Consider the following 26,032-nt stretch of genomic DNA (forward strand, 5'->3'; position numbering starts at 1 on the left):
CCAAATCATATGAATCGACTTATTCTTCTTCTAATCCCAGTTTGTTTCCTCATAATTTCTGGCTGCCAGTCAGACCCTGAAATCATTTTTCAATCCAGTGTTACTGAGGAATATAGGCCTAACTACCACTTTACTCCAGAATCAGGCTGGATGAATGATCCAAATGGACTGGTTTATCTGGATGATGAATACCATCTTTTCTACCAATTTTACCCAGATAGCACAGTCTGGGGTCCTATGCACTGGGGACATGCAGTTAGCAGGGATTTGGTGAACTGGGAGTCTTTGCCTACAGCGCTTTATCCTGATAGTTTAGGATATATTTTCTCAGGAAGTGCAGTTTTTGATGCGGAAAATAGCTCTGGGTTGGGCACCAAAGAGAATCCTCCTTTGGTGGCAATTTTCACTCATCACAATGCAGAAGAGGCAGAAACTTCTTCGGATACTTTTCAGAATCAATCAATCGCTTTTTCGCTAGACAAAGGGAGAACCTGGGAAAAGTATTCACAGAATCCAGTTTTGAAAAACCCTGGAATCCGAGATTTTCGGGATCCAAAAGTATCTCAAATCACAAATCCAGACGGTTCGAAATCTTGGATAATGACTTTAGCAGTTCTTGATCATATTAATTTTTACAGCTCACCGGATTTAAAAAACTGGTCCCTATTAAGTGAATTTGGAAAAACAATCGGAGCGCATGGAGGTGTCTGGGAATGTCCAGATTTACTTCCTTTCAAAACACCAGCAGGAGAGCAAAAATGGGTATTGCTAGTTAGCATAAACCCAGGTGGTCCACAAAATGGCTCGGCTACCCAATACTTTATCGGGGATTTCAAAAACGGTGAATTCACTCCGGATGACACCATGATTCGATGGATCGACTACGGACCAGATAATTACGCTGGAGTAACTTGGAGTAATCTACCAACTGAGCAAAACAGAACTCTCTTCATAGGCTGGATGAGCAATTGGCTCTATGCAAACGTGGTACCGACTAAAGCATGGAGGTCTGCGATGACAGTCCCTAGAGCACTCAGCTTATTCGATGTGGATGGTACGCTGCTTTTAAAATCTGCCCCTGCCATAGAACTTGAAAAGCTTAGATCAGAGGAGTTTGAGATTAACCAAACAGAAGCTGGTTTGCCATCAGAGGCAGTAGAATTAACAGCTGAAGTCAAATCGGATTCTTTCTCAATGACCTTGTCAAATGAATTAGGAGAAAGTGTGATCATTTCCAAAGAAAATGGGTTGGTTAGCATAGACCGAAGAAATGCAGGAAAGAGTGATTTTCAGCGAGATTTTGCTGCTATGCATTCTGCTCCTATGAGCTGGGAGGCTAAGGAAATCCGAATTTTCCTGGACGCTTCTTCTATTGAGTTATTTATAAATGATGGAGAATTAGTGATGACTTCCATCCTTTTTCCTACAAGTCCATGGAAAAATGTGGCAGTTTCCGAAAGTCTCAATTCTTTGAAAATCTATAATTTGAAAAAATAAGATATCGCTCCTATTGTCATCTCGGATTATTTTAATTTACCTTTAATCCTTCTTCGAAAGTAAATGAAAAAACAGCTGTCATTCTGCATGATTTCCCTGAGTTGGGTGATGTGGTTTGTGGCTGTTATTGCATTTCCGGTCTCTATTGAATCTTCCAATATAGACCTCTCGCACGATTCTGTTTCCAATCACATCCAGCTTAGTACCATTCAATTCAATGCTGGTCCAGAAATACTTAAAATTCCCGAATTTAAAGTTGATTGGAGCTTAAACTACAAGTTAAATTCCAACTGCAAATTTGAATTTGTTAGTCCATACAAGACATATTTATCGCCTTCATTTTTTAAAAAGTCCCTTCCACTTTTTGACGTCAAAGACACCTTTATCCACTTTTTCTACACCTGGTAAAATTGAATAGAAACTAGCCTAGCGATCTTCAATCGCCTAAAAACTCTATTCAATTTAATTCCAATCCTATGATTTCAATTGATCCAGTCACACTTATTGTGACTTCATTTGCTATGGTGGCTACAGCTTCACCATTTGTGTATTACAGTTATAAACTCAAGAAATTAACCTCAGCTAACCTCGCCTCATTTGAGGAGTTTTCCAGCTCCAACAATACTTTCCCAACGCAGCATGAGCGATGGAGAAATCATTATCACCTTGGTTTGGATAGCCAGCATAAAAAGTTGATTTATCACAGATTTGGCAGCTATCCTGAGCAAAGTATGGTAGACCTAAAAGAGGTAAACAAAGTCAGTATTCAAGAAAAAAGTCGCATGGTCCAAGTTGGAAAAGAGAAGCGTCATATCTTAGAATACCTAGCATTGCAATTTCACTTCAAGGACTCTTCGCATTCCCCTAAAACAATAGAAATCTATGATGGGGAGCTCTTTACTGATGTAGCAGGAGAACGCGGAATAGCAGAAAAGTGGCAAAAAATACTGGAAGTGCAGCTTAAAAATTAGCACGACTATTTTCAGTTTGAACCTGCCAGACAACTTAATTTGCAGGCAAAATTTTGATTGGTTACAAAAAGACTCGGTTAAGTGGCTGAGTCTTTTTTTTATAATCCGTGGGTTATTAATTCTAGGCTACAAGGATTAATTTGTAATATTAAAAAGAAGTCAAACCTATAAATAAAAGATTATGTCGGATACTCCTATCCATAAAGAATATTCAAATGGTGAGGTTACCATTACTTGGGAACCTCACAAATGCATCCATTCCAAAAATTGTATCACAGGTTTAGCTTCTGTTTTTGATTTTGAAAAACGACCTTGGATCAATGCTGAGGGGGCAAGTACAGAAGCGATTGTCAAGCAGATAGACAAGTGCCCTAGTGGTGCACTTGGGTACTATTTTAAGGAACAAAAAGAAACGAGTTCAGGAGATGTGATGTCAGAGCAACTAGTAGAAGTAATGCCCAATGGACCCTTGATGGTTTATGGTAATCTCAAAGTCAAACTTCCTGACGGTCACATCAAAAACCAAAGTAAAGTATCAGCCTTCTGCAGGTGTGGATCCAGCCAAAACAAACCATTTTGTGATGGCACCCATAAGAAAATTAATTTTCAAGGATAAAGCCAGTATACATGCGTAAGGTACTTGTACTTTTTGCCCACCCCAAATTTGAGCATTCTGAGGCAAATCAAGCCTTAATTCAGGCTATTTCAGGTATTGAAAATATAGAAATCAGAGATCTCTATGAACTCTATCCTGATTTTAATATTTCTATTCAGGCAGAGCAAGAAGCACTTTTCGAAGCTGAGATCGTCATTTGGCATCATCCTATTTATTGGTATTCCTGTCCGCCGCTCATGAAGCAATGGATAGATCTGGTTTTGGAATTTGGGTGGGCTTATGGGCCAGGGGGTATTTACCTCAAAGGAAAATACATCGCAAATGCCATCACCTCTGGTGGATCTCAGGAAGCATATCAATACGATGGAAGGAATAACTATAAAATCGAAGACTTTCTTAGACCATTTGAGCAAACTGCCAGGCTCTGCAACATGACTTATTTACCTCCATTTCAAGTGGCTGGAACACATAAAATCTCCGCTTTTGATCTCAAGAAAAAAGCTGAATCTTATCGGAAATTCCTGCTTGAACTGCGGGATGCTGCGGATCTCTCTCATTTCAAAAATCTCTAAATTTTGAACCTATGAATGGATTTTTGGTAAATGCCATCTTATATATTCTTGCGGCAATCATCTGTGTTCCCCTAGCCAAAAAACTTGGAATGGGTTCGGTCTTGGGTTACTTGATCGCCGGAATTCTAATAGGTCCTTACTTGCTTGGTTTTATTACAAATGAAGGACAAGGCCAAGATATCATGCATGCTACCGAATTCGGAGTGGTAATGATGCTCTTTCTGATAGGTTTGGAATTAGAGCCGAAGAATCTCTGGAAAATGCGTCAGTTGATTTTAAAAGTAGGGTTAAGTCAAGTGCTGATTACTTCGGCGCTGGTTTTTGGAATAGGAATTCTATTCGAAGTCCAATGGCAAATATCCCTTGCAATTGGGCTCTCCATGGCACTATCCTCTACAGCTATTGTGCTGCAATCTCTCAAGGAGAAAAATCAGATGAACGGTCCGAATGGTAGGCTTTCCTTTGGAGTACTGCTAATGCAGGATATAGCTGTAATCCCAATTTTAGCACTATTGCCGCTCCTCATCATTGGTGATCCGATTCTTTCCACAAATGCATCTGAAATGCACGGCTTAATAGATAGCCTACCGGGCTGGGCTCAGACCTTATCAATTTTCGGAGCGATTGGGATAGTAGTACTTCTCGGTCAGTTTGGTTTTGGTCCATTACTAAATTATGTCGCTAAAAGCAGGCTTCGCGAACTCTTCACGGCCTCTGCCTTATTGATTGTAGTTGGAATCTCGTTTCTGATGGAACTAGTAGGCCTAAGTCCCGCTTTGGGTGCATTTTTGGCAGGAGTCATCCTAGCCAATTCACCTTACCGACACGCCCTAGAATCTGATCTTGAGCCTTTCAAAGGATTGCTTTTAGGGCTTTTCTTCATGGCTGTGGGTTCTACAATCAATTTCAGTTTGATATTCAATAACGCTACCACCGTCATTTCTCTGACCATGGGAATAATAGTTCTGAAAACAGTGATTCTGATGATCATAGGAAAGTCGAGAAAACTAAGCCTTTCAGACAACCTGAGTTTTGCGATAGGTCTTTCCCAAGTCGGGGAATTCTCTTTTGTTACGTATGCCTTTGCGCTACAGCTCGGGATTTTCGACCAGTCTATTTCTGATACCTTGATGGCGGTCACCGCATTAAGTATGACCATCACTCCTATTCTGATGGTTGTACTGGACAAAGTCATAAATCCAGCAATTAATAAAACCCACAAAACTATTGAAAAGGAAATGGACAGTATTGAGGAGCACAACAAAGTGATTCTCATAGGTTTCGGGCATTTTGGATCTACTCTTGGACGATTCCTTAGGGCAAATGGTGTGGAAGCAACTATTCTGGATTCAGACCCAGATCGGGTGGAATACCTTCGGAAAATGGGCTTCAAAGTATATTTTGGAGATGGAACCCGTGCTGACCTTCTACTTTCCGCTGGAGTGATGGACGCATCTATTTTGATCTCTGCGCTGGATAATACAGAGTACAGTATAAAACTAGTAGAGCTTTGCAAGGAAGAATTCCCACATTTGGAAGTAATGATAAGGGCCAAAAACCGATACGATGCTTTTGAACTCATGGAAATGGGTGTGAAAAATATCTACCGAGAACACTTGGATACTTCCATAAGAATGGGGGAAGATTTATTGAAAAAGCTTGGATTTAGAGCTCATACTGTACACAGACTTGCAAAACAATTTAGGGACTATGACGAGAGTGCACTGAAGGTGTTGGTGAATTTTAAAGACAATACAGATGAGTATATTTCTAAAAGTCGTCAGCAGATAGAAATGCAGGAAAGCCTCCTATCGGGTGAATTGATGAGAAAATTCTCTGTGAATGATCACACTTGGGACAGTGATTCTATCAAGGAGGCTGTAAATTCAGAAGAAAAGCCTGCAGAATAACAGGGTGTACTCAGGACTATCTTGTGTATTTTTTCAATCAATCCAACAAACATCTTGTCTTCGTAGATGTTTGAAGTAAAGCTTACTTGCCTATTTACCAAGAAACTAGGAACAGAAATTAACAAAGCTATTTATTGTTAAATCTCTAGTTTGAAGTAGCGAATATTCGATTTATCACGTTATTTCAATTATTGGGAACTAAGCAGTTCCAACGCCGTTTTGAAAGACTGTAAGTTTTAAAATTTTCAGAGCAGATTACTACACCTATATTTCACTACTATGAACCAACAATTTACACTACTAAAAAAGGCCATTGAAGTATTTCACTCCTATGGTATTACGCTGATTGGTCAGCATAAGAATGCAGATTTTATTCAGCAGCTGCATATGGATCAAGTCTTCATCAACGGGCTGATTTTCGAATTGGAATATCAGCTACAGGTAATTTTTCAAGATGAAAAACTAGGCGCTGTTCATACGCCAAAAGATCTGATAGCGTTACTTGTAAACATCCCGCAAGACAATTGATGGATGTTTTGAAAACTAAACCAACGATAAAGGGCTGATTTCTTAATTGAAATCAGCCCTTTACTTTTTAAAGCCTTCAAATTTAGGATGACTCTATTTCTCAACTCGATCATAAATTATTCCTAGAGAACTTGCATACAAAGGCATAATGGTATGCAATTCTGAATTCTTATTTCTGAGTTGAAATTCTCTAGTCTGGTTGTCTATATCCACTAAGCTTAACTTTTCCTTGTCCGAATACATCTCACCACTCACTTGGTTTGTGTAATGTTCGGTGATTGAAACAGTTATTTTATTCTGAACAATTTGATAGGTGCCACTGTAATATTCTATAAAACCTAACACATTTTTATTTTCCAAATCTCTAAAAAAAGCCTCGTAATTTACAACCCCATTAGCCTGAAAATCAATAGAATATACTACTTCATAGGGAGGATCTAAACTTGCATCTTGGAAGACTTTTTCCCAGTGATTTTGAGTCAAAACTTCCGGATTAACGTCATCATCGTTCTTGCAGCCAAACAGAATAAAAACAAAAGCGAATAGTGGTATTAGTTTCAATTTCATATGCAAAAATTCTTTAAGTGAAAAGCTACTGCATAAAAAAGGAACAACAGGAGCTTTAACTTCTTACGTGATATAGATGCAAAATGCTACAAAAAGTATTCATAATTTATTGTTTGAATCATATCAAAGTCACAATTACCTTGCAAGTTCAAGCGTGCAAATCTAAAAATGGAAAAGAAAACTCTTACTGGTACGATCCGAAAAAACATACAATTAGACAGTGAAGTCACTATCGTACAGAAACACCATCAGCGGTCTGGTGAACTCACTGAAGGTTTTGTAAAGAGAATCCTTACCTCTTCTCCTACTCATCCGCACGGCATCAAAGTCATGCTGGATACCGGAGAAGTTGGAAGAGTCGTCGATGTTTTTGTAGAAGACTAACTAAGCTGTTGGACGATATTTCTTTTTTAGGCCATTTAAGAAATTCCTGAGAATTTGATCCTTACATGGTCTGTATTGGGATTGGCTAGGCTTTCTGAAAAAGGCACTCAACTCGTGGGGACTGATGTGCATACCTACAGATGAAAGAATTTCCAGCACGTCATCTTCTTTCAGATTCAATGCAATTCGAAGTTTCCTGAAAATGATATTATTGTTTAGTGACTTTTCTGGCTTTGGATCCTCACCATCTTTTTTGCCTCTTTTTTCGACAATAAAGCCATTCAAAAAAGCTGCAAGATCTTTATCGATAATTGCCTGGAAATACTCCTCGTCGTCATTTTTTAAAAAATTTGCGACTTCCTCCCGCTTTAGATCCAATCCACCAGCTTTAAAAATGGCGACCATTTCGGGATCCTTAAAGTTGAAAATATAACGTATCGTCCGTAAAATATCTGAATTTGTCATGTATGCTCTTTGGCGGGTGTAATTCAAAGGTAAGGATGAATTAGGAATTGCAGGTTTGAAAATAGCAATGAAATGCTTTTCATTAAACCAGCCAGATGAAAAAGAGTAAGGTTGAAATTAGCTCAAAGTTGTTCTGCTTTTCCAAAAGTAGGAAATAGTTGAATTTTTAACCAAACCGTTCGTGTGACACGAACGGTGGTTAAAATCACCAAGAACTGGATTTCTCGGCTTTCACTTCATTCACTTTTACTCTTCCTGCGCAGGAGCCTCAGCAAAAGAAATCATCCAATTGATCCCAAATCGATCTGTAAGCATTCCAAAATAATCACCCCAGAAAGTACTTGCCATTGGCATTGTCACCTTCCCATCTGCGGAAAGCTTCGCAAAATACGCATCAGCTCTATCCTTAGAATCGGTATTGATGGAAATTGAAAAATTTGTACCTACCGTCACTGGCCCTCCATGTCCGCCAGTGTCAGATCCCATCAGAATACTATGCTCACCTATCGGCAAACTGATGTGCATGATTTGGTTTCGAAACTCATCTCCAATAGGATAAGTTGGGTCAGCAGGCATGTCTGAGAATCTTCCCACATGGGCAAATTCACCACCAAAAACAGAGCGGTAGAAGTTGAACGCATTTTCACAATTTCCTTCAAAAGTCAGATAAGTGTTTAGAGATGTCATAGGGTTTAGGGTTAAGTATGTATTGAAATAAATCTTGTTTCTTCCTCAAAGGCTATCAGCCATCTTTTGAATTAATTCGTCAATGCAATCATCAATTTGTGATAAGGACAAATCCTCAAGCCGATAATCTGCTTGTACTTCTTCATCTGCAGAGAAGCAAACAGGTGACGCAAAATTGCTTAAGTGCAGCTCGCTGTTCTCACCACCAACTCTCAAACTATCGAAGCTCTCCATTCTATCCTGTATTCTTTTTACCAAATACTCATCAGATGGAATTGGACGAACACAAGCATCTTTTATAACTACCATTAATTTTCTCAGAATAAGTTCTTCAGATTCCATAGGAGTAGATTTTGAACTTTGTAGTCATTTAATTTAGCAAAACCATATGACTTCACCTCATGCCTAAACTTCTGTGAGCTTCCATTTGCCTTTTCTAAAGAAAAAGAAAGAAACGACAGAATGAAAACTATGGCTAAATGCAATGGAGATAAAAATCCCCAAATGAGCCAATCCAAAGGGAAAAGCCAAAATATAGGCAAGTGGAATCTCAATAAACCAAAGTACGCCGATATTGATCCAAGCCGGCGTTTTGGTGTCTCCTGCGCCATTGAAAGCTTGTGTCAGCACCATGCCAACAGCGAAGAAAACGTAACCTAGCGCCACCACCCAAAGACCTTGTGCAGCTACTGATTTTACTTCAGGGATCGAGGTAAAAAAGCCAGCCAGCTGCTGGTTAAAAAGCAAATAGATACCTGTGACCGAAGCCATGAAAATCACGGTGTATCGTGTAGTCAGCCAAACTGATTTTTCAGCACGGTCAGGTTGCTTGGCTCCTAGATTCTGTCCTACCAAAGTAGATGCAGCTCCGGATAATCCCCAGGCAGGTAAAAGTGTGAATATCAATATTCTAAAAGCAATCGTAAATCCAGCAAGTGAAGCCGAGCCAAACTCAGCATTCATTCGAGTCAACGCAATCCAAGAAACAGAATCAATCAGGAATTGCCCCATTCCACCTATCGCGATTTCCATTATTTTCTTGATAATTTCCCAGGAAATCACAATGTTTTCTTTCAGGATTTTAAGCTTATGCTTACCATTGAATAAATGATATAACTGGTATACCACGCCTATTCCTCTACCAAAAGTCGTCGCGATTGCTGCACCTTCTAACCCATATCCAGCCCAGTTTCCAACTCCAAAAATCAGTAGCGGATCCAAAATCATATTCAAGCCATTGGCGATCCAAAGCGAACGCATCGCATGATGGGCTTGACCAGCACCTCGAAATGCGCCATTCAATAGGAAAAGTAGCATGATTGCAGTATTTCCTGCGAAAATAATCCGGGTATAATTGACCCCTGTTTCTATCACCTTTGCCTCTGCTCCCATCAAAGCCAGAATATCAGGTGCGAAGATCCAGCCTAGAATGCCTAGTATAATCGATATAGCTCCTCCAACGATTAACAGCTGAAAAGCTGCTGCTCCTGCCTCAAAGTATTCTTTTTCTCCAAATCTTCTCGCAACCAATGCTGTCGCTGCCATGCTAATCCCAAAACCCATGGCATAAACGAGAACGACAACAGACTCTGTCAAACCGACTGTAGCAATGGCATGCTCGCCAAGTTTGGCCACAAAAAAGATATCCACGACCGCAAACGCCGATTCCATCATCATCTCGAGGATCATGGGAATAGCTAATACGAAAATGGCTGTTTTCAGCGAGAGACTGGTAAAGTCCTGCTCTTTACCGCGAAGGGCATCTTTGATTAATTGCCAAGTCATTGGTGGATAGAAAAATTATGAAGGGCGAAAGAACGGGAAATTTCTGCTGATCGAAAAGCAGGCTGAGTTAATAAAGCGTTACTAATCGCATATAGGACACATTTTGTCGCTTTTCACCTTCTTCATTGCATCTTTCTTTTCAATGCACCGACTTCCTATCTACGATCACATGCACGTTCGGATGTAGCCAAAGCAGAGAAGCAGGCAAATCTGTGCTGATTCTACCTTCCAAAAAGGAATCCAACGCTGGCTTTTTGCCTTTGCCCGTGACAAAGAGAATAACCATTTTGGAACTCATAATATTGCCAACACCTAAAGTCATTCCTTCAGAAAGCGGAATTCCAACTTTTTCAATCATCCCACTTGCTAAAGTAAGCGGATGTAAATTCGCTACATGGCAATTTGGCTGTAAAAATTCTGCTGGTTCATTTAGCGCAATATGTCCATTGATCCCAATTCCTAAAATACAGATATCAATACCTTCGTGGTTGTCAATTTCATCCTGAACTCGACCACATTCGGATTCAGGATCCGCCGCTTCCACTTCGAAAGAGATGTAACGATCTCCATCGATCCCCAGCTTCTTCAGCAGTTTTTCCTGTATATCATATTCTGAATTGAAGGTGGAATCCTTCGTCAAACCCACCCACTCATCGAGTTTGATCACTTTCATATAATCAAAAAAGTCAGGTGAATCCGCGTGTTTCTCTGCCATCAATTCGTATAATCCAGATGGAGAGTTCCCGCTCGCAGCACAGAAAAGCAAATCGGGATTGATCTCTACTTCAGCATGGACAAGTTCAGCTCCTAGCAGACTCATCTCTACGTAATTCTTACAATTGTGTAGTTTCATTTACTAGTCATTTGATTTATATCATCATCCCAAGCCTGATTGTATCAACTCATTTCTATTTCTGAAGGTCCGAATTTTCCAATACCCTGTTTTATAATATGTAAAAGCTACCAAAGCTGCGATCAAATTAGAAATTGGAAAAGCCCACCAAATCCCTTCAAAACTAAGCTCTGTTTTGGCAGAAAGTACAAAGGCAACTGGAAAGCGAACCATCCAAAGACTAAAGATGGAAATCAGCATGGAAGCTTGAGTAAAACGAGAACCGTTGAAAACCCCGTTGAGCACTTGCTGCACTCCCAACAGTCCGAAACTCAAACTCATAATTCGTATGAACTTCGCTCCGTCTTTGATCACCTGTGGATCATTTGGCACGAAGAAAGCTGTCAGTGTTTCAGCAAAAAGAAAGAGAATTAACCCAATTCCTGTAAGTCCGAAGAAAGCTATTTTGACACTCAGATCACCGATTTTTTCCGCTCGTTTGATTTGCCCAGCACCTATATTTTGGCCTACAAGCGTTGTAGTGGCAATTCCCATTCCTATGGAGGGGACGATTACCAAACTGAGAATTCTAGCTCCTATTCCATAGGCAGCAACTATTTCACTACCAAAACTGGTAACCAGCATAACCATTACCGTCATTGCCGCCGCTCTTGAAGATTGCTCCAAACTGGCCGGTATTCCAAGTTCAAACATTCGCTTCACCCATTTAAACTCCAGTTTCATGAAGCTTACCTTAATTTTGATGCCTTGCTTTCCTCGGAACAAAATGTATAATCCGGCTGCTGCTGACAATCCTTGCGTAATTATGCTTGCAATAGCCGCTCCTGCCACACCATATCCCTCGATGCTTCCGTATCCAAAAATGAATAAAGGATCCAAAACCAAGTTTAACAGAACAGTTCCAAAAACGATGTACATCGGGAGCAGCACATTCCCAATCCCTCTCATCAGAGATTGGAAAACAAAAAACATAAACAGAAATACGAACCCGAAAGAAGATACTTGGAAATAAGTAACAGAATCATTCAGAATTTCAGGCCCTGCTCCTACTAAATTCATCAAAGGGGAAGCAACGGCGAAGCCGAGAAAAGCCAGTAGAATCGAAATCAAAAAGACAATGACAACAGTTTGCGAAGCTGCGAAATCAATCATTTTTTTATCATTTGCTCCTTTAAACTGCGAAACGATCACAGTTCCAGCAAGGGTCAGTCCAGCGCCAAGTGAAAGCACCAAAAACAAAATCGGAAAACTTATACTGACTGCCGCCACAGCATTTGCTCCCAGCCTCCCTAGCCAAAATGTATCTATTAATTGATAGGCAGTCTGGAGGATATTGGCCATAATAATCGGCCAAGCCAAGGTAAAGAGGCTTCGAACCAAACTCACTTCCGCTAGTTGATTTTTATTACTCATGCTTGGTTTGTTTGAGGGGAAATGGCCATTCAGTCTAAGATGCCAGTAATATTCGAAAATCAGAAATTGAATGCAGTCAATTACTTTAAAAAGTAACCCTTAAACCTTCTTTGTATAAAAATCCCAAGTCTACCCTTCACTTCGATCATTAGATTTTCATTTGACTCAGGTTTAAAAAAGCACATATGATCATTTAATTGATGCTTTACCCACTCTTCGATTTGGAAGTTGCGGTCCTAAATGCCTTTCGGCGCCCAAAGGGTCTACAGCTACTATCTTCTCTGCAGGACCTTTTTCATCCCATTTTCAAACCAAGAGTCCTCCCAATTGCATGTTAACCTAATAATCAACAAATTAAGCTGAGGATTTATTTCGATCGCTTAAATTTTTAGACTATGGCTAGGAAGTTTTCAGATTTACACTGTCACAATCATATGCGAGCCCATTTCCACATGCAGGAAAAACGGGAAGCTTATGAGAAAAAGGATGAATTCAGTCCTTGGACCGTAATCTCATCCAATAGAGCTGGATATGTAAAAGGAAAAATGGGCGCTTCTTACAGTCAATGCGACCTAGTCAAAGCATGGAATGGGAATGTGAGACTAACCTTCAATTCCCTATATCCGCTGGAGCGGCAGTTTGTACTTGGTTTGGACAAGATCAATTCCAGCGATTTGCTGAATATAGCTATTGGCATCAGCACCCACGACAAGCTTCCACTTAGAGACCTGATCCAAACCTTCTATATGCGAATCCCGCTTGAAACTGTCAATTATGTGCAATCCAAAAACTACGATTACTGGGAATCATTAAACAGGGAGTTTGAATTTGTACTGATGGATTCTGGAAAAACAATTGAGTCAAATAAGATTCATACTTCTGGTATTTTGAGAAGGATTTTTGAAAATGAAAAGAAGCGGAGAACCAAATTCAAAAAGGAACTCTGGGCTGAAAATGCCAGATATCTAATTCCAGAATCATCCAAGGAACTCAGTGAATCCCTTCAAAATGACGATGAGATCACGATGATTCTTACCATAGAAGGATCTCATGCCTTGGGAACTGACCTGCTTGAAAAAGACAGAATCTCAATTGATGAGATTTCAAAGCGGATTCAGATCATCAAAAACGAGTGGAAAGTTCCTGTCTTTTTTATGACCTTTTCCCACCATTTTAATAACAATCTCTGCGGACATGCGCACTCTATTCCGGACAAGGGAAAAATCCTATTGAACCAAGTTCATAATATGAACGAGGGTTTTACTGATTTCGGAAAAAGGATAGTGTTGGAGTTATTGGGACTAAACGAAAACTTGGAGAAGAACCCAAAACTTGGCTATAGAATCCTGATCGATGTCAAGCATATGAGTGCCTGTGGGCGGCAAGAATATTACGAACATATCATCAAACCTTGTTTGGCGAAAGGTGATAAAATTCCCGTGATAGCTTCGCATTGCGGTTTTTCTGGAATAGAAACCTTACAAGATCATATAGAAAATTTTCACTTAGAAAAGGATGGCTACGCTGATCCCAGCAAAAAATTCAATGCCTGGAATATCAATGTCTGCGAAGAAGACATAGAAATGATCGTGAAAACTGGTGGACTTTTCGGTCTTTCTTTTGATCAACGAATTCTAGGAATTACCAAGAAGGATAAGAAATCCAAGCGAAATGGAATTGAACTGCTTTGGGACAATATTGAGGGAATCGCTAAATCTGCTTACGCCAATCCAAATCTAAGCGAGGCTGAGAAGCCCAAAATCTGGAAATGCATGACACTCGGGACAGATTTCGAAGGCCTAATTGACCCTATTGACCACTATCCAACTGCGCTGGAATTTCAGCTATTTTCAAATAATCTAATCTTCGTAATCGAACAGGCAAGAAAGAATTCCGAAGCCAAACATCTTGCCCATCTTAAGTCGAGAGAAGACACAGAGGCGTTGGTTGATGATTTTTGCTATTATAATGCGGAGGCTTTTGTGAGGGCGAATTATCCTCGCTGATGCTTTTATCATCTATTATCCCAGTGACCACATTTCCCTTGCTTGACTAGACGGAAGACCGATGACCGATGACCGAAGTCGCGTCAATTAAATAGTTAGACATTAACGTTATTGCTTTTATCTATACTAGCACCAACTCCAAAATCTTAATACTTGCGTCTTGATACTATTGTCTTGACTCTTGTTTCTTAAGTTTTGATTCTTGGATCTAACGTCTTAAATCTTGATTCTAATATCTTGATACTAATTTCTTACTACTTGATACTTACATCTTGCTACTCCTAGATCCCTACTCTTCCCCAAAAATCTCCTTCACTACCCAGCCTTTTCCCCACTCTTCTCTCTCCTTCTCAGTCCAAAGTTCTGGATAGAAAATCACCTTCTGAAAGCGCGGAGGCAGATATTTCTGCCAGTTGGTCCCACCAGTAGCAGCGATATCCACTGGATCTCTTTGGAGAAAACGGACAGCTGATTTGTAATGAGCGAGAGGCCAAAAGACATTTGCTTTGAGGTCAAACTGCTTCATCGTCTCGGTCAATTCGGCTGAAGGTTCATTCAGATCTATATACCGTTGCCAGAGATTTTTCCGTCTGTAGGCATCGATGAGGTCCATCAATTTCTTGCTGTACTTCGCTTCAAAATTCTTTAGCGTCAGCGTCTTCTCCCCCGTCGCCAATTCCACTGCTCCTTGCTGCCAATATAAATTTTCAAAAATCTCATCCGTCGGTGTATGGAAATCAGGATCAGTTCGCTTATCCAAGGCTACAAGATTAAAAGCATCTGCAGCCATCAATTCAATTTCACGATATTGAGCGCTTTGGAACCCACTCGCAGGAAGCAAAGACATACGGAACTTGAGAAATTGCTCCTGCTCCATCCCTTTCCACATCATCGCAAAAGAGCCAATCAGCTGATCGAAATACATGTTGATCCGCTCCAATCTGGCTTTGAAAAACTCCTCCGTAATCGGCTGAAGTTCTGCAATCTGCTCCATCTCAGAAATAATCAGCTTGAAATAAAGTTCAGTGATCTGATGATAGATGATAAAGATTTTTTCGTCTTTGAAGGAAGTCTTGGGCTGCTGAAGTGAAAGCAAGACATCCAGATTGATATAATCCCAGTAGGCCAAGTAATCCGCATACTGCAAGCCTTCCAGGTAAGAAAGCATATCCTGACCAGAGGCTTTGAATTTCTTCTGAAGCAGTTCGATTTTATCTAAGATCTTGGGGTCAAAATGGGATTCAGCCATGCGTACTTTTAGGATAAAAAGGTAGTATTTTCGTGGGTGATCTATTTACTTAGGATCAGCCGAGGATTTTAAAATCCCGACAAAAATCACAGATTCATCTTTATAAACCAAAAATAACATGGAGTCAGTTGAAATCAGAAAGTCATTAAAGCAAGATACCTTTGAAGGAGTTGATTTTTTAGAATTGGATGATTTGCTTACTGAAGAGCATAAATTGATCAGAACTTCCATCCGGGATTTCGTCAAAAAAGAGATCTCTCCCTACATAGAAGACTGGGCTCAGAAAGCCCACTTTCCTACCGAAATCGTCAAGAAATTCGGTGATGTGGGTGCTTTTGGTCCGCAAATCCCTGAGCAATATGGAGGCGGAGGATTGGATTATATCGCTTACGGACTCATCATGCAGGAGATCGAGCGGGGAGATTCTGGCATGCGCTCAACAGCATCCGTACAAGGTTCGCTGGTGATGTATCCTATCTATAAATTCGGTTCGGAGGAGCAGCGAAACAAGTACCTTCCGAAACTCGCTTCTGGAGAATTTTTAGGCTGCTTCGGACTCACCGAGCCGGATCATGGTTCCAACCCGTCTGGCATGGTGACCAACTTCAAGGACATGGGTGATCATTACTTGCTGAATGGTGCCAAAATGTGGATTTCAAATTCCCCTGAAGCTGATATCGCGGTAGTCTGGGCCAAAAATGAAGAAGGAAGAATTCACGGCTTGATCGTAGAGCGGGGAATGGAAGGTTTCACCACTCCAGAAACTCACGGCAAATGGTCGCTTCGGGCTTCCTGCACCGGAGAACTGGTTTTTGATAATGTGAAAGTGCCAAAGGAGAACCTACTTCCAGGCAAATCAGGTTTGGGTGCTCCACTGATGTGCTTGGATTCTGCGCGTTTTGGAATTGCCTGGGGAGCAATCGGAGCCGCAATGGACTGCTATGAGTCTGCAAGAAAGTATGCCGCTGAGCGGATCCAATTCGGAAAGCCAATAGCAAGTTTTCAGCTGGTGCAGAAGAAACTCTCCGAAATGCTGACTGAAATCACCAAAGCCCAACTCCTAGCCTGGAAAGTCGGCAAGATGATGAATGAGGGCAAAGCCAAAACGGTGCATATCTCCATGGCGAAGCGTAACAATGTAGAAATGGCACTCAACATCGCCCGTGAAGCCAGACAAATCCATGGTGGAATGGGTATCACTGGAGAGTATCCGATTATGCGTCACATGATGAACTTGGAGTCTGTGGTCACTTATGAAGGAACACAGGATATTCACTTGCTGATTTTAGGTCAGGAGATTACTGGGATTGGGGCTTTTGTATGAGGGCGTTTTACCGCGGTGGGCGCGGTGAAATGGCTCTTTTAAAGTAAAAATCTCTTTGAGAGGAAATTTAACTAAGTTTTCTAAGCAAAAAATAAATGAGAAATATCACCAAGTACCTGAGGATATCGGTCCTATTTGGGTAGATATCACCAATTGGGGATATACAATCGTTGGCGGTCATTTTAAAAACAGACGATGCAAGTAAAAGAAGGAGACATTTTTATAACCAAACTTGAAAGAGACTTTTTTGGAGCTTTCAAAGTGATTAGGAAAGGTAAGTCATTTTTTGACGAATCAGAAGGTGGGACATTAATGCTAGGTGTCTTAAACTATATTGATATTGAAAAGCCAAAAATTTCCGATTCTAGGTTAAGGGAAATTCTTTGTCGTGACAGATTTTCCTACAACAATAATTATTGCATTGAATTCTTTACTGACAATGAAAAATATAATAGAATAAAGGAATATGAATTTTTAGGTAATCTTCATCTTACTGAATTTGAATTATCATTAGAATACAAATTAGGAGATGGAAGAAAGGGAATAAAAGAAGGTTTTCCACTTTCAGGTGTAATTACTCCAGATTTCGGAAACAATATGTTTTTAGAATGGAGATGGGAAAATGAAAAAGAAGCATTCATTGAGGAAGTCGAAAAGGCAAAAATAGAATCTGAAAAACGATGGGCTGATTTAAGAAAGAAACAAATGAAGCCTAAAAAAATGATTGAAGACCACCTGTTTTGGGCAGTGATTGATAAAATTAAATGGGATTTAAATACATCAGACAGCCAAATTCAGCCTGCAATAGACTACTTGTCAAAAATGAAAGTTTCGGAAATTAAGCAATTTAAGGAAAGCCTAGCTTATAAGTTATATCTGCTTGACACAAGGGAACACGCAAGAAATATTGGTGAAGAATCATATCAAGATGATAATAATCATTTTTCGGGCGACTACTTCCTTTATGTGAGATGTTGCGCCATTGCAAATGGGAAGGATTTCTTCGAGAAGGTTTTGAATGACCCTAAGAAAATGCCAAAAGATTTAGATTTTGAAGAGCTTTTAAGTCTACCAGAAGAAGCCTATGAAAGAAAGACAAAAAAACAGTTGGACTTCGATACAGGATGTGACTATGAAACTTATTCAAATTTTAAAGGGTGGGAATGAAAAACGAACCGCCAACATCACCTATACGCAAGCAGGGGTTTCGTGCTTCGTAGGACAGTTAAGTTGTAATTTTAAAATTCAGTTCTTCGTAGGAAGTTTAGTGGTAAAAATCCCTGCCTGCGTATAGCTGAGAACCGTTGGCACCAATTTGAGCAGAGTCCGCAAATCATAGAAACAGTAAAATGATTGACAAACCTATCCCTGCAAAAATACAATTGACACTGGCTGACAATAAATCAACTAGCGAAGAATTTATCGGATTATCAGGTTCTCTTTATAGACAGAATCTAATTTTTTGTGAGCCAAGAGAATTAAGACGAAGCAAAAATACTTTAGAACTAATAGTTGTTTTTCGTGACAATAATTCATTCAAGACCTGGAACAAGAATGTAGAGATAAAAAAGTATTGGCTTGAAAAGTTTGATAAGACCCTTGCAAACAAACCTAAGACAATTAGAGAAAAAAACGTTATTGTTGAGGTTGACAATGTTATAAATTGCTCTTGCGAAAATTCTGACTTTTATTTATTGCAAGGTAGGTCCTTGCAATTTGTAGACGAATTGACTTGTAATAAATGTTTAGGACAAGTCCCTTATTCTAAAGTTCCATTAGAAATTGCACTCGAAGATTGGCAAACAAAACATGAAAGAACATATTTAAACTGGCTAGAAAGTGGACTTTTTGAAAAAGAAGCTTATAAAGAATTGACTAATTACAAAAACGGTAAACTAAATCTGGTAGGAGAAAAAATTAGACAACAGCTTTCTGACCATTTTAAAATCCCAGTATATATTAGTTATTTTACTAAAGAGCCAGATGAAAACAATTCATGCCCAGTTTGTGGACAAAAAGGATTTGACTCTGGACTCATAAGACCAAATAGAATTTGTAAAACTTGTAATACGATATTTGGTTATGACGGAAAATAAAGAAAAACTGGTGCCAATCGAGTAGACGGCCGTGAGCCATAAGCCCACGGTGCGCCTCTCACACCACCGTACGTACGGGTCTTCCCGATTCTCGGGACAGGCTGTATACGGCGGTTCGTAAAGCATAAGGCTGTCGCTCTTTACACCAACAACCTCTTTCCGTTACTTTTAAGATAAGGCTACACGATGGCTCCTTATCGAATTTTCACTTCACAATACGTTCGGCCCTTCATCAACTCGTGAGAACTCCTTGGTATTTACAAAGCTCAAGTCCTGTTGACTACTATGGCCTCTGCTGACTTCTCTTAGATGTTCACGACAGCCAGAGATCTCCCCAGAGCCTGTGCCGATCCCTATCGGCATAAGAGCATATTCCTTCCCTCAATATCCACTGGATCTACCATCTAAGCACATGTTGGTTACCCAACCTTTGGACGTCAGTATGATGTGCTACCTCATCCGACCTAAATAGCCTCCGTATCCAGCACTACGTGCGCCCCCTTCGCACTCCCGTGCTCGGCCGTATTCGTTGGAACCAAGGTTTGCTGTCTCGCTTCCTTCAGTGCATGTCTCACGACAAACCACCTTGCGACTTGCTAATGCTTCGGGGCGTTACCCCCGCACATAAGGGACTTTCACCCTCTGGAATAATTTGATATCTTCGATATCAGATGCCCATGCTGGGCACACACAATGCATATAGTGCATACCCTACGGGATACGCACCATATGCGAACCGTTACCTACAATTATAGAGGCTCTGCAAAAAACAATTAGATGGAATTCATTGAAAAGATACTATACACCGCTGTTGGTGTTTTTGTGGCTTATTTCATTATAAGACAGTGGTCGGGTAAAAGTGGAAAAAAATTTGACACGACGTTTTTCAAATACTTTGCAATACTATTAATTTTAGCGTTTGGATCTGAGCTATTAGTTAGTTGGATTAGTTCGGAGCCAAAAATTGTCACTCAAACTATTGAGCAGTTAAAAGTGAACCCTAAAATAAAAAGGGAAATAGGATCTTTTATAGGATACGGTTACAATAAAAATGAAATAATTGGAATCAAAGAATTTCCCACATCCATCGACTTTACCTTATTTGGAAGTGAAGCGGAAATCCACTTGTCAGTACTAGTGGATTCATCTGCCAATATATTTGAGGTAAAAGAATATAAAGTTGATACTCTGATCAAAGAATAATATGACCAGAAATAAATAAAAATTGAAAACGGCAGGTAACAAGCGTTTGGCTCAATTGCGGTTAAAAAGATTAATTGAACATTCTAATTTAGATTAACTTTTGTGGTGTATTGGCAGTTTTATACGCCGAAATCCGCCACCGCGCCTAGCGCCAAACCGTTAATCCAGCCTCATTAAAAAAATGCCCAACTCCAAAACCAAACAAACCCTCCGCATCCTTTTTATCCTTGCCAGTATAGGTTCCCTGTATTTTGTGCCTTGGCCTTTGGTGAAGGCTTGGATTTTACCCCTACCCGATACAGTTCAGGAACAGTTGGAAGAGGGAGTTGAACAGGGATTTGATGGAATGATTGTTTATGTAGATCAGGGCGGAAAGTCCCCAGAGTTTTATGCAGCTGGATGGCATGATAGGGACAAGAAAATCGCAGCTTACCCAGAAGCACTTTTTAAGATAGCCAGCATCACCAAGCTTTATGTGGCTGTTTCAGTAGCCAAACTGGTGAAGGAAGGACGTTTGTCATTGGACAAAACATTGACGGAGTATTTTCCGGAATTGGCAGGAAGGATAGAAAACTCGGATAGAATTACGCTCAGAATGATGGCCCAGCATAGATCTGGCATTCCTAATTTTGTCGATCATCCGGACTACTGGACCAATCCTCCAACTAACAAGGAAGAGACCTTAGGTTATGCATTGGATTTACCTGCTGACTTTGAACCTGGAGAAGGCTATGGCTATTCCAATACGAACTATATGCTGATCTCTGACCTTATCGACAAGACCGTAGGATATCCTCACCAGCAATATATTCGGGAAGAGATTTTGACACCACTTGGACTGAAAAACACTTATACTTCCTTGAGCGAAGTGGATATGGATGAGGTGATGAGCGGATATTACGTGGGACTTGATCAGGATTTTAAAACAGAAAACACAGGCTTAATGCTTGCTACTGCTGAAGATGTGGGTATTTTCCTTCGTGCGCTAAATGACGGTTCGGTATTCAAGGAAGGTGAACAGGAAATCTATTCTTCCATTTACGTGTATGAACATACCGGTTTGCTTGTTGGCTATCAGAGCATTGCGAAGTATCACAAAGACATCGATACTGTCATCATTCAGTTTAATAACACGACCAACTTTGATGGCTATGACTGGAGTTTGGCGGAAATCATCTATAACCGTGTGGTGAAGATTGTGAGAAGGGGAAGAGGAATAGATTATCAACCCTTAACAGAAAAAAACGTAAATTAGATTCTAAAATTAAGTGTTATGAAATCTTTAAACCTTCTAATTTCTGATTCTGAATTCGACCAACTAGGCCTGGATAAAAATTCTATGTCTTTTTCTGAACTTATTGAAATCGTCGGAAAAAAAATCACAAAGCAAGCACTAGAGAAAAGTATTCAACTTGCAGAAAAATATGGGCTTTCAAATATGACGATGGAAGAAATAGATGAAGAAATAAACGCTCACAGGAATGCAAAAAGTAATTCTTGATACGAACGTAATTGTCTCTGCGCTAATTCAAAAAAATTATCCCTTTTTAATTGTTGAGTATTGCATTGAAAGAAATGCTACAATTTGTCTGTCTAGCGAAATACTTCAAGAATATGTTGAAGTCCTTAGCCGCCCCAAATTTGCTAGATTTTTTGATTTTAAAACAAACGCTGATTTTCTAATCGCTAGATTGAGCGAGATATGCGAATTCTCTGAGCCAAATGACGAAGTGAAAATCATCAAAGATGCCCCTGACAATCGTCTATTAGAGTTGGCTCAAATTTCTAAAGCAGATTTTTTGATAACGGGAAACACAAATGATTTTACTATGAAAACCTTTGATGACACTAGAATAGTCACACCAAAAGAATACTGGAATAATCATAAATAGCTTAATAAGTGATCTTAATTTCCCAAGCAAAAAACCTCATAAAATCACTTTTATGAGGCTTTTCTATCTCTATTACAACTCCTACTGCTTAATCAACTTCCCGACAAAAACCCGGTTGTCCTGACCTTCTACCATAATCACATAGGTTCCTGCAGAAAGTCTAGGAATAGCTAAAATAATAGCATTTGAACTCTGACGGATTACCTCCACGCTGGAGCTGACTTCCTTGCCATTTTGATCATAGATTCGCATGGAACTCTCTGCAAACTTCAGATCTCCCAAAACTTGAATTTCAACTTGAGAAGAAGCTGGGTTTGGGAAGATTCTCAGTTCTTCAGAAACCACAATACTAGGATTAAAAATACCTGAAATAGTCATGTTTACTGAAGCCAATCTCGCAGTGCAGCCAGCTTCATTGGTTAGCTCCACGCTAAACTCACCCATCTGATTTACAGTCAGATTTCGCTGAGTTGCCTCTGGAATTTTCTCTCCATTTCTATACCATTGGTAAGTGAAGTTGCCTTCTGGAGCTCTCAGGATATTTCCATCCACAACGATTTCTCCGCTTGGTTTTGCTTCTGTTTTCACCTCAAACTTGGAGGTTTCCACCAGACAACCTCCAGCAAACCTAACAATGGCATGGTAACTTCCCCCTTCCGCTATCTCAAGTGTTTTGCTGGTAGCTCCAGGAATTTCAGTTCCATTTCTTCTCCATCTGACTACTTCAAAATCACCTTCTGAAGTCAAATTCAGTGTTTTATTATCTCCAGCGCAAATAGAAGTTGGACCAGTTATTTTCACATCTGTAGTAGCAGTTTCTTTTACAATAAAATCCGCCGTTTCAACTAGGCATCCTCCTGCAGTTCTAACAATAGCCTGATAGGTTCCTCCACTTTCGATTTCTAGGGTTTTTCCTGTTGCTCCAGTAATCTCAGTTCCGTTTCTTCTCCATTTTACCACTTCAAATGCAGCTTCAGACTTCAATGTCAACGTTTGCTTTGTCCCAACACAAATGGTTTCTGATCCAGTGATGGTTACAGGAGTGCTATTCGCAGATTCGACTACAAAATTTGGAGTTTCAACTAGGCATCCTCCTGCAGTTCTAACAATTGCCTGATAGGTTCCTCCACCTTCGATTTCTAGGGTTTTTCCTGTTGCTCCAGTAATCTCAGTTCCGTTTCTTCTCCATTTTACCACTTCAAATGCAGCTTCAGACTTCAACGTCAACGTTTGCTTTGTCCCAACACAAATGGTTTCTGATCCAGTGATGGTCACAGGAGTGCTATTCGCAGATTCGACTACAAAATTTGGAGTTTCAACGAGACAGCCACCAGCAGTCCTAACAATTGCCTGATAGGTTCCTCCACCTTCGATTTCTAGGGTTTTTCCTGTTGCTCCAGTAATCTCAGTTCCGTTTCTTCTCCATTTCACCACTTCAAATGCAGCTTCGGACTTCAACGTCAACGTTTGCTTTGTCCCAACACAAATGGTTTCTGATCCAGTGATCGTTACAGGTGTAGTATTGGCTGCTGTCACTATGAACTCTTCTGTCTCAAACAAGCATGCACCACCATATCTGATAATAGCCTTGTAAGTTCCAGTACCTTCTATTTCCAAGGTTTTTCCTGTTGCCCCTGAGATCTCAGTCCCATTCTTTCTCCATCGTACGACTTCAAAAGCTGCTTCTGATTTTAAAGTCAATGTTTGATTTGTTCCAACACAAATGGATTCAGAACCTGTTATGGTTACAGGTTTAGAAGTAAAGCTTTTAACTATTACTGTGGCATTTTTTTCTGTCACATTTCCTGAGAAATCGACAGCTCGAAGCTCAACTGTAATCTCCTTTCCCACATCTTCACAGGTAACTTTTAGCTTATTAAGCGTTACTTCTCTAATTCTACAGTTGTCACTTATAGCTTGAATAAAATCCTCCGGGCTCAATTCCACTTGACCTTTTGTCAAATCAAGCTGAACTTCCAAATTCTTGGTTACAAGGATTGGTGCTATTTTATCTAAAACAACTACCTCGATTTTCTCCTCCCAAGTAGTTCCCTTATCGTCTTTGATGATCACAGTTACTTCTTGCGCACCTATATTTTCGCAGGAAAAGTCTGACTTACTTAATGAAACTGTATAGATAAAACTGATTGGCCAATTCGTGAAAACCTGCTCTGGGATTAAGGTGATTTTCCCTTCATTGTTCAGCTCCAACTCCACCCTATCCTTTACCGTAGGCCTTGATTCGGTGGTTCGAAGGGGTATTTTCAAGCTTACTTCATCATTGTAAACCCTACGCTCAACCTTCTGCAGATTGTAGTTTTGATCTAATACTGGAAAAATATAAACGGGTGTGAAATTAACTATGGCAAACTCCTGATCTCCTTCTACCTTTTTCTCCAAATTCACTTCCAAATGCCCATAATGCTTGCCTCCGTCTACCAAAACTGGATTGGCTCCAGATGTATTCCATTGCTCCACAGAACTCTGATCAGCTGTCCATTTTCGATAAGGATTGTAATCAAGTGTGTTAAATGGATTACCTAGCCAATCTCTCTTTTCCCCTCTCATTCCATCACCAGCTACACCTACATCATAATATAAGATCCCTTTTCCATCTCCATCCTCATCAACAAAGCTTCGTTCGAATATTTCATCATGTCCAGAAAAGACCGCTATTACGCCATAGTTTTCCAGCAAAGGATTCAAGACCCGCAAAGGTGTTCCTACCTGTCCAACTGAAAGTTCATGATTCATCGGCACGCCGTGCTCACCAGAGGAATAAGCAATGTGGTGATATTGAACAAAAATCAACTGTCCATTTTCCTTGGCATCTTTCAGATTTTCTTCCAGCCATAAATACTGATCGGATCCGGGTTCAAAACCACTTAAATCATTACCCCCGGCAGCATTGTATTGAGCAAGCGTGTAGTTTTCTTGAGTATCAGTACCCGGAACAGTGTATTGCTTGCCTGTTAGCTTAGGTTGTCCTTCAAAATCGGCGGCGGTTTGGTCAGGAGTGCCGTTACTGGAATCCAGTGTCAAAATAGTCACAGGACCATAATCTACTCGATAGTAGCTCTTTTTATGCTTTTGAAGTGGATCTTCAATTGGTGTTTCGAAATAAGTATGAAAACGATTCCTACCTACAACAGGCAAGAATTCACCTCTTTCGTTTGTTCCATATCCTCCACTAATTGCTCCATAAGACTCCCAATTTCCTAGTGCTGGAATAATTGCGTAGCTAGACAAACCATTGCCCATGGTTCCTGCATTTTGTCTAAAAAACTCATCCCATCCCGGCTGATAGCCACCTCCCTGTACCAAATCCCCCGGCATTATGATGAAGTTCGGGTTTCGGGAATTTATGACTTTTAGGTTTTCATTATAGCCAACTTGCTCTGTCAACATGTAATTTGGAATCTCAATCCCCTGCTCAACGGTGCTACCAAACTTTTGCTTCCAAAGTTCTGGGACAGTTGTAATGGGACGAAATATTGGGTTTCCAGGGTACCAAGCCCTATTTGTAACTCTTCCTCTAGGATCAGTCTCAGAATCAGCCAAAGCCATAAACCTAATCTTATCCCAATTAGCCTTGGAGGCTGGCATGGTAAAAGCACCAGCATAGTCCTCACCTGCAAGTTTTACCAAATAGTTTACAACAGTACCTGCGGGTAACTCAATTGGCATCCTGTAGCGAAAAACCTCGTCACTTTCTATCCAACTCCCCTGCTCCAAACCTGTAAGTACTTGACTTTTTTCTTGGGATGTATAGTAAATATTTGGGACAGGTTCGCCTGTGACATCACCTTCATAGAGTACGTTTCCTGATTCTCCTGTAAGCTTTATCGAACTGGAAGTCAATGAATTACTAAACCAAGTTAATTGCATCTTACCCTCTCCATAAACTTGCAAATAGGGATAGATTCTATAGGGGTTTACTTCAGTGACTTTTAGGGACATAAAAGTCAAGCATATCAACAACCCAAAACTAACTAGCAGATGCTTTTTCATGAT

25 protein-coding genes are annotated in these 26,032 nt (G+C 40.2%); 16 read left to right on the plus strand and 9 right to left on the minus strand.

The window, feature by feature from the left end; all coding sequences use genetic code 11:
- Positions 1-9 precede the first annotated feature (9 nt).
- The 7 genes from LV83_RS04530 (at position 10) to LV83_RS04560 (ending at position 6,094) form a co-directional block, all read left to right on the plus strand.
- Positions 10-1,497 carry a glycoside hydrolase family 32 protein gene (locus LV83_RS04530; protein ID WP_111610347.1) on the plus strand — a complete coding sequence of 496 codons (1,488 nt, stop codon included), beginning with the start codon at positions 10-12 and terminating at the stop codon, positions 1,495-1,497.
- A 63-nt stretch (positions 1,498-1,560) separates the two neighbouring features.
- Positions 1,561-1,905 (plus strand): hypothetical protein, encoded by a 345-nt coding sequence (locus LV83_RS04535; protein WP_111610348.1) that lies wholly within the window; start codon positions 1,561-1,563, stop codon positions 1,903-1,905.
- A 68-nt stretch (positions 1,906-1,973) separates the two neighbouring features.
- Positions 1,974-2,468: a hypothetical protein gene (locus tag LV83_RS04540; RefSeq protein WP_111610349.1), complete on the plus strand. Its 495-nt coding sequence runs from the start codon at positions 1,974-1,976 to the stop codon at positions 2,466-2,468.
- 181 nt (positions 2,469-2,649) lie between these two features.
- Positions 2,650-3,084 carry a (4Fe-4S)-binding protein gene (locus tag LV83_RS04545; RefSeq protein ID WP_111610350.1) on the plus strand — a complete coding sequence of 145 codons (435 nt, stop codon included), beginning with the start codon at positions 2,650-2,652 and terminating at the stop codon, positions 3,082-3,084.
- An 11-nt stretch (positions 3,085-3,095) separates the two neighbouring features.
- The gene (kefF, locus tag LV83_RS04550; RefSeq protein WP_111610351.1) at positions 3,096-3,656 is read left to right on the plus strand and encodes a glutathione-regulated potassium-efflux system oxidoreductase KefF; all 561 of its coding nucleotides are present in this window, start codon (positions 3,096-3,098) and stop codon (positions 3,654-3,656) included.
- 11 nt (positions 3,657-3,667) lie between these two features.
- Positions 3,668-5,566 carry a monovalent cation:proton antiporter-2 (CPA2) family protein gene (locus tag LV83_RS04555; protein WP_111610352.1) on the plus strand — a complete coding sequence of 633 codons (1,899 nt, stop codon included), beginning with the start codon at positions 3,668-3,670 and terminating at the stop codon, positions 5,564-5,566.
- Positions 5,567-5,845: 279 nt separating this feature from the next.
- On the plus strand, positions 5,846-6,094 hold the full coding sequence (locus tag LV83_RS04560; protein WP_111610353.1) for an acyl carrier protein: 249 nt from the start codon (positions 5,846-5,848) through the stop codon (positions 6,092-6,094).
- 93 nt (positions 6,095-6,187) lie between these two features.
- Here LV83_RS04560 and LV83_RS04565 read toward each other — a convergent pair whose 3' ends face one another.
- A complete protein-coding gene (locus tag LV83_RS04565; protein ID WP_111610354.1) occupies positions 6,188-6,661 on the minus strand; it encodes a hypothetical protein in 474 nt (157 codons plus the stop codon).
- A gap of 168 nt (positions 6,662-6,829) precedes the next feature.
- Between LV83_RS04565 and LV83_RS04570 the strand changes: the two genes are divergently transcribed.
- Positions 6,830-7,045 carry a YwbE family protein gene (locus LV83_RS04570; protein WP_111610355.1) on the plus strand — a complete coding sequence of 72 codons (216 nt, stop codon included), beginning with the start codon at positions 6,830-6,832 and terminating at the stop codon, positions 7,043-7,045.
- Here the strand turns inward: LV83_RS04570 and LV83_RS04575 are convergent, their stop codons facing one another.
- From LV83_RS04575 to LV83_RS04600, 6 genes are all read right to left on the minus strand, one after another.
- Positions 7,046-7,510, minus strand: coding sequence for a YehS family protein (locus LV83_RS04575; protein WP_111610356.1), 465 nt, complete (start codon positions 7,508-7,510; stop codon positions 7,046-7,048).
- Positions 7,511-7,756: 246 nt separating this feature from the next.
- Positions 7,757-8,197: a VOC family protein gene (locus LV83_RS04580; protein ID WP_111610357.1), complete on the minus strand. Its 441-nt coding sequence runs from the start codon at positions 8,195-8,197 to the stop codon at positions 7,757-7,759.
- A gap of 45 nt (positions 8,198-8,242) precedes the next feature.
- Positions 8,243-8,539, minus strand: a complete 297-nt coding sequence (locus tag LV83_RS04585; protein ID WP_111610358.1) for a hypothetical protein — start codon at positions 8,537-8,539, stop codon at positions 8,243-8,245.
- Positions 8,540-8,602: 63 nt separating this feature from the next.
- Entirely contained in the window at positions 8,603-9,982 is a 1,380-nt protein-coding gene (locus LV83_RS04590; RefSeq protein WP_111610359.1) for an MATE family efflux transporter, read from the minus strand.
- Positions 9,983-10,121: 139 nt separating this feature from the next.
- Entirely contained in the window at positions 10,122-10,835 is a 714-nt protein-coding gene (locus tag LV83_RS04595; protein ID WP_111610360.1) for a 6-phosphogluconolactonase, read from the minus strand.
- 24 nt (positions 10,836-10,859) lie between these two features.
- Positions 10,860-12,248: an MATE family efflux transporter gene (locus tag LV83_RS04600; protein ID WP_111610361.1), complete on the minus strand. Its 1,389-nt coding sequence runs from the start codon at positions 12,246-12,248 to the stop codon at positions 10,860-10,862.
- 395 nt (positions 12,249-12,643) lie between these two features.
- Here LV83_RS04600 and LV83_RS04605 point away from each other — a divergent pair, with 395 nt between their 5' ends.
- Complete coding sequence (locus tag LV83_RS04605; protein WP_111610362.1) at positions 12,644-14,254, plus strand: amidohydrolase family protein; 1,611 nt, start codon at positions 12,644-12,646, stop codon at positions 14,252-14,254.
- A 289-nt stretch (positions 14,255-14,543) separates the two neighbouring features.
- On the opposite strand, the gene LV83_RS04610 is transcribed toward LV83_RS04605, so the two are convergent.
- Complete coding sequence (locus LV83_RS04610) at positions 14,544-15,503, minus strand: tryptophan 2,3-dioxygenase family protein (protein WP_111610363.1); 960 nt, start codon at positions 15,501-15,503, stop codon at positions 14,544-14,546.
- A gap of 118 nt (positions 15,504-15,621) precedes the next feature.
- Between LV83_RS04610 and LV83_RS04615 the strand changes: the two genes are divergently transcribed.
- The 7 genes from LV83_RS04615 to LV83_RS04645 all read left to right on the plus strand — a co-directional run bounded on the left by LV83_RS04615 (position 15,622) and on the right by LV83_RS04645 (position 22,018).
- Positions 15,622-16,827, plus strand: coding sequence for an acyl-CoA dehydrogenase family protein (locus tag LV83_RS04615; RefSeq protein ID WP_111610364.1), 1,206 nt, complete (start codon positions 15,622-15,624; stop codon positions 16,825-16,827).
- Between the two features lie 195 nt (positions 16,828-17,022).
- Positions 17,023-17,994 carry a DUF4240 domain-containing protein gene (locus tag LV83_RS04620; RefSeq protein WP_111610365.1) on the plus strand — a complete coding sequence of 324 codons (972 nt, stop codon included), beginning with the start codon at positions 17,023-17,025 and terminating at the stop codon, positions 17,992-17,994.
- Positions 17,995-18,176: 182 nt separating this feature from the next.
- Positions 18,177-18,923 (plus strand): DUF2310 family Zn-ribbon-containing protein, encoded by a 747-nt coding sequence (locus LV83_RS04625; RefSeq protein WP_111610366.1) that lies wholly within the window; start codon positions 18,177-18,179, stop codon positions 18,921-18,923.
- Positions 18,924-19,700: 777 nt separating this feature from the next.
- Positions 19,701-20,126 carry a hypothetical protein gene (locus LV83_RS04630; protein WP_111610367.1) on the plus strand — a complete coding sequence of 142 codons (426 nt, stop codon included), beginning with the start codon at positions 19,701-19,703 and terminating at the stop codon, positions 20,124-20,126.
- Between the two features lie 181 nt (positions 20,127-20,307).
- Positions 20,308-21,381: a serine hydrolase domain-containing protein gene (locus LV83_RS04635; RefSeq protein ID WP_111610368.1), complete on the plus strand. Its 1,074-nt coding sequence runs from the start codon at positions 20,308-20,310 to the stop codon at positions 21,379-21,381.
- Positions 21,382-21,399: 18 nt separating this feature from the next.
- Complete coding sequence (locus LV83_RS04640) at positions 21,400-21,627, plus strand: hypothetical protein (protein ID WP_111610369.1); 228 nt, start codon at positions 21,400-21,402, stop codon at positions 21,625-21,627.
- Positions 21,608-22,018 carry a putative toxin-antitoxin system toxin component, PIN family gene (locus LV83_RS04645; protein WP_111610370.1) on the plus strand — a complete coding sequence of 137 codons (411 nt, stop codon included), beginning with the start codon at positions 21,608-21,610 and terminating at the stop codon, positions 22,016-22,018. The genes LV83_RS04640 and LV83_RS04645 overlap by 20 nt, the downstream gene beginning before the upstream one ends.
- A gap of 81 nt (positions 22,019-22,099) precedes the next feature.
- Here the strand turns inward: LV83_RS04645 and LV83_RS04650 are convergent, their stop codons facing one another.
- Positions 22,100-26,029: a T9SS type A sorting domain-containing protein gene (locus tag LV83_RS04650; protein ID WP_111610371.1), complete on the minus strand. Its 3,930-nt coding sequence runs from the start codon at positions 26,027-26,029 to the stop codon at positions 22,100-22,102.
- Positions 26,030-26,032: the final 3 nt, after the last annotated feature.

Origin of the sequence: Algoriphagus yeomjeoni, assembly GCF_003259505.1 — a bacterium.
GTDB lineage: Bacteria > Bacteroidota > Bacteroidia > Cytophagales > Cyclobacteriaceae > Algoriphagus > Algoriphagus yeomjeoni.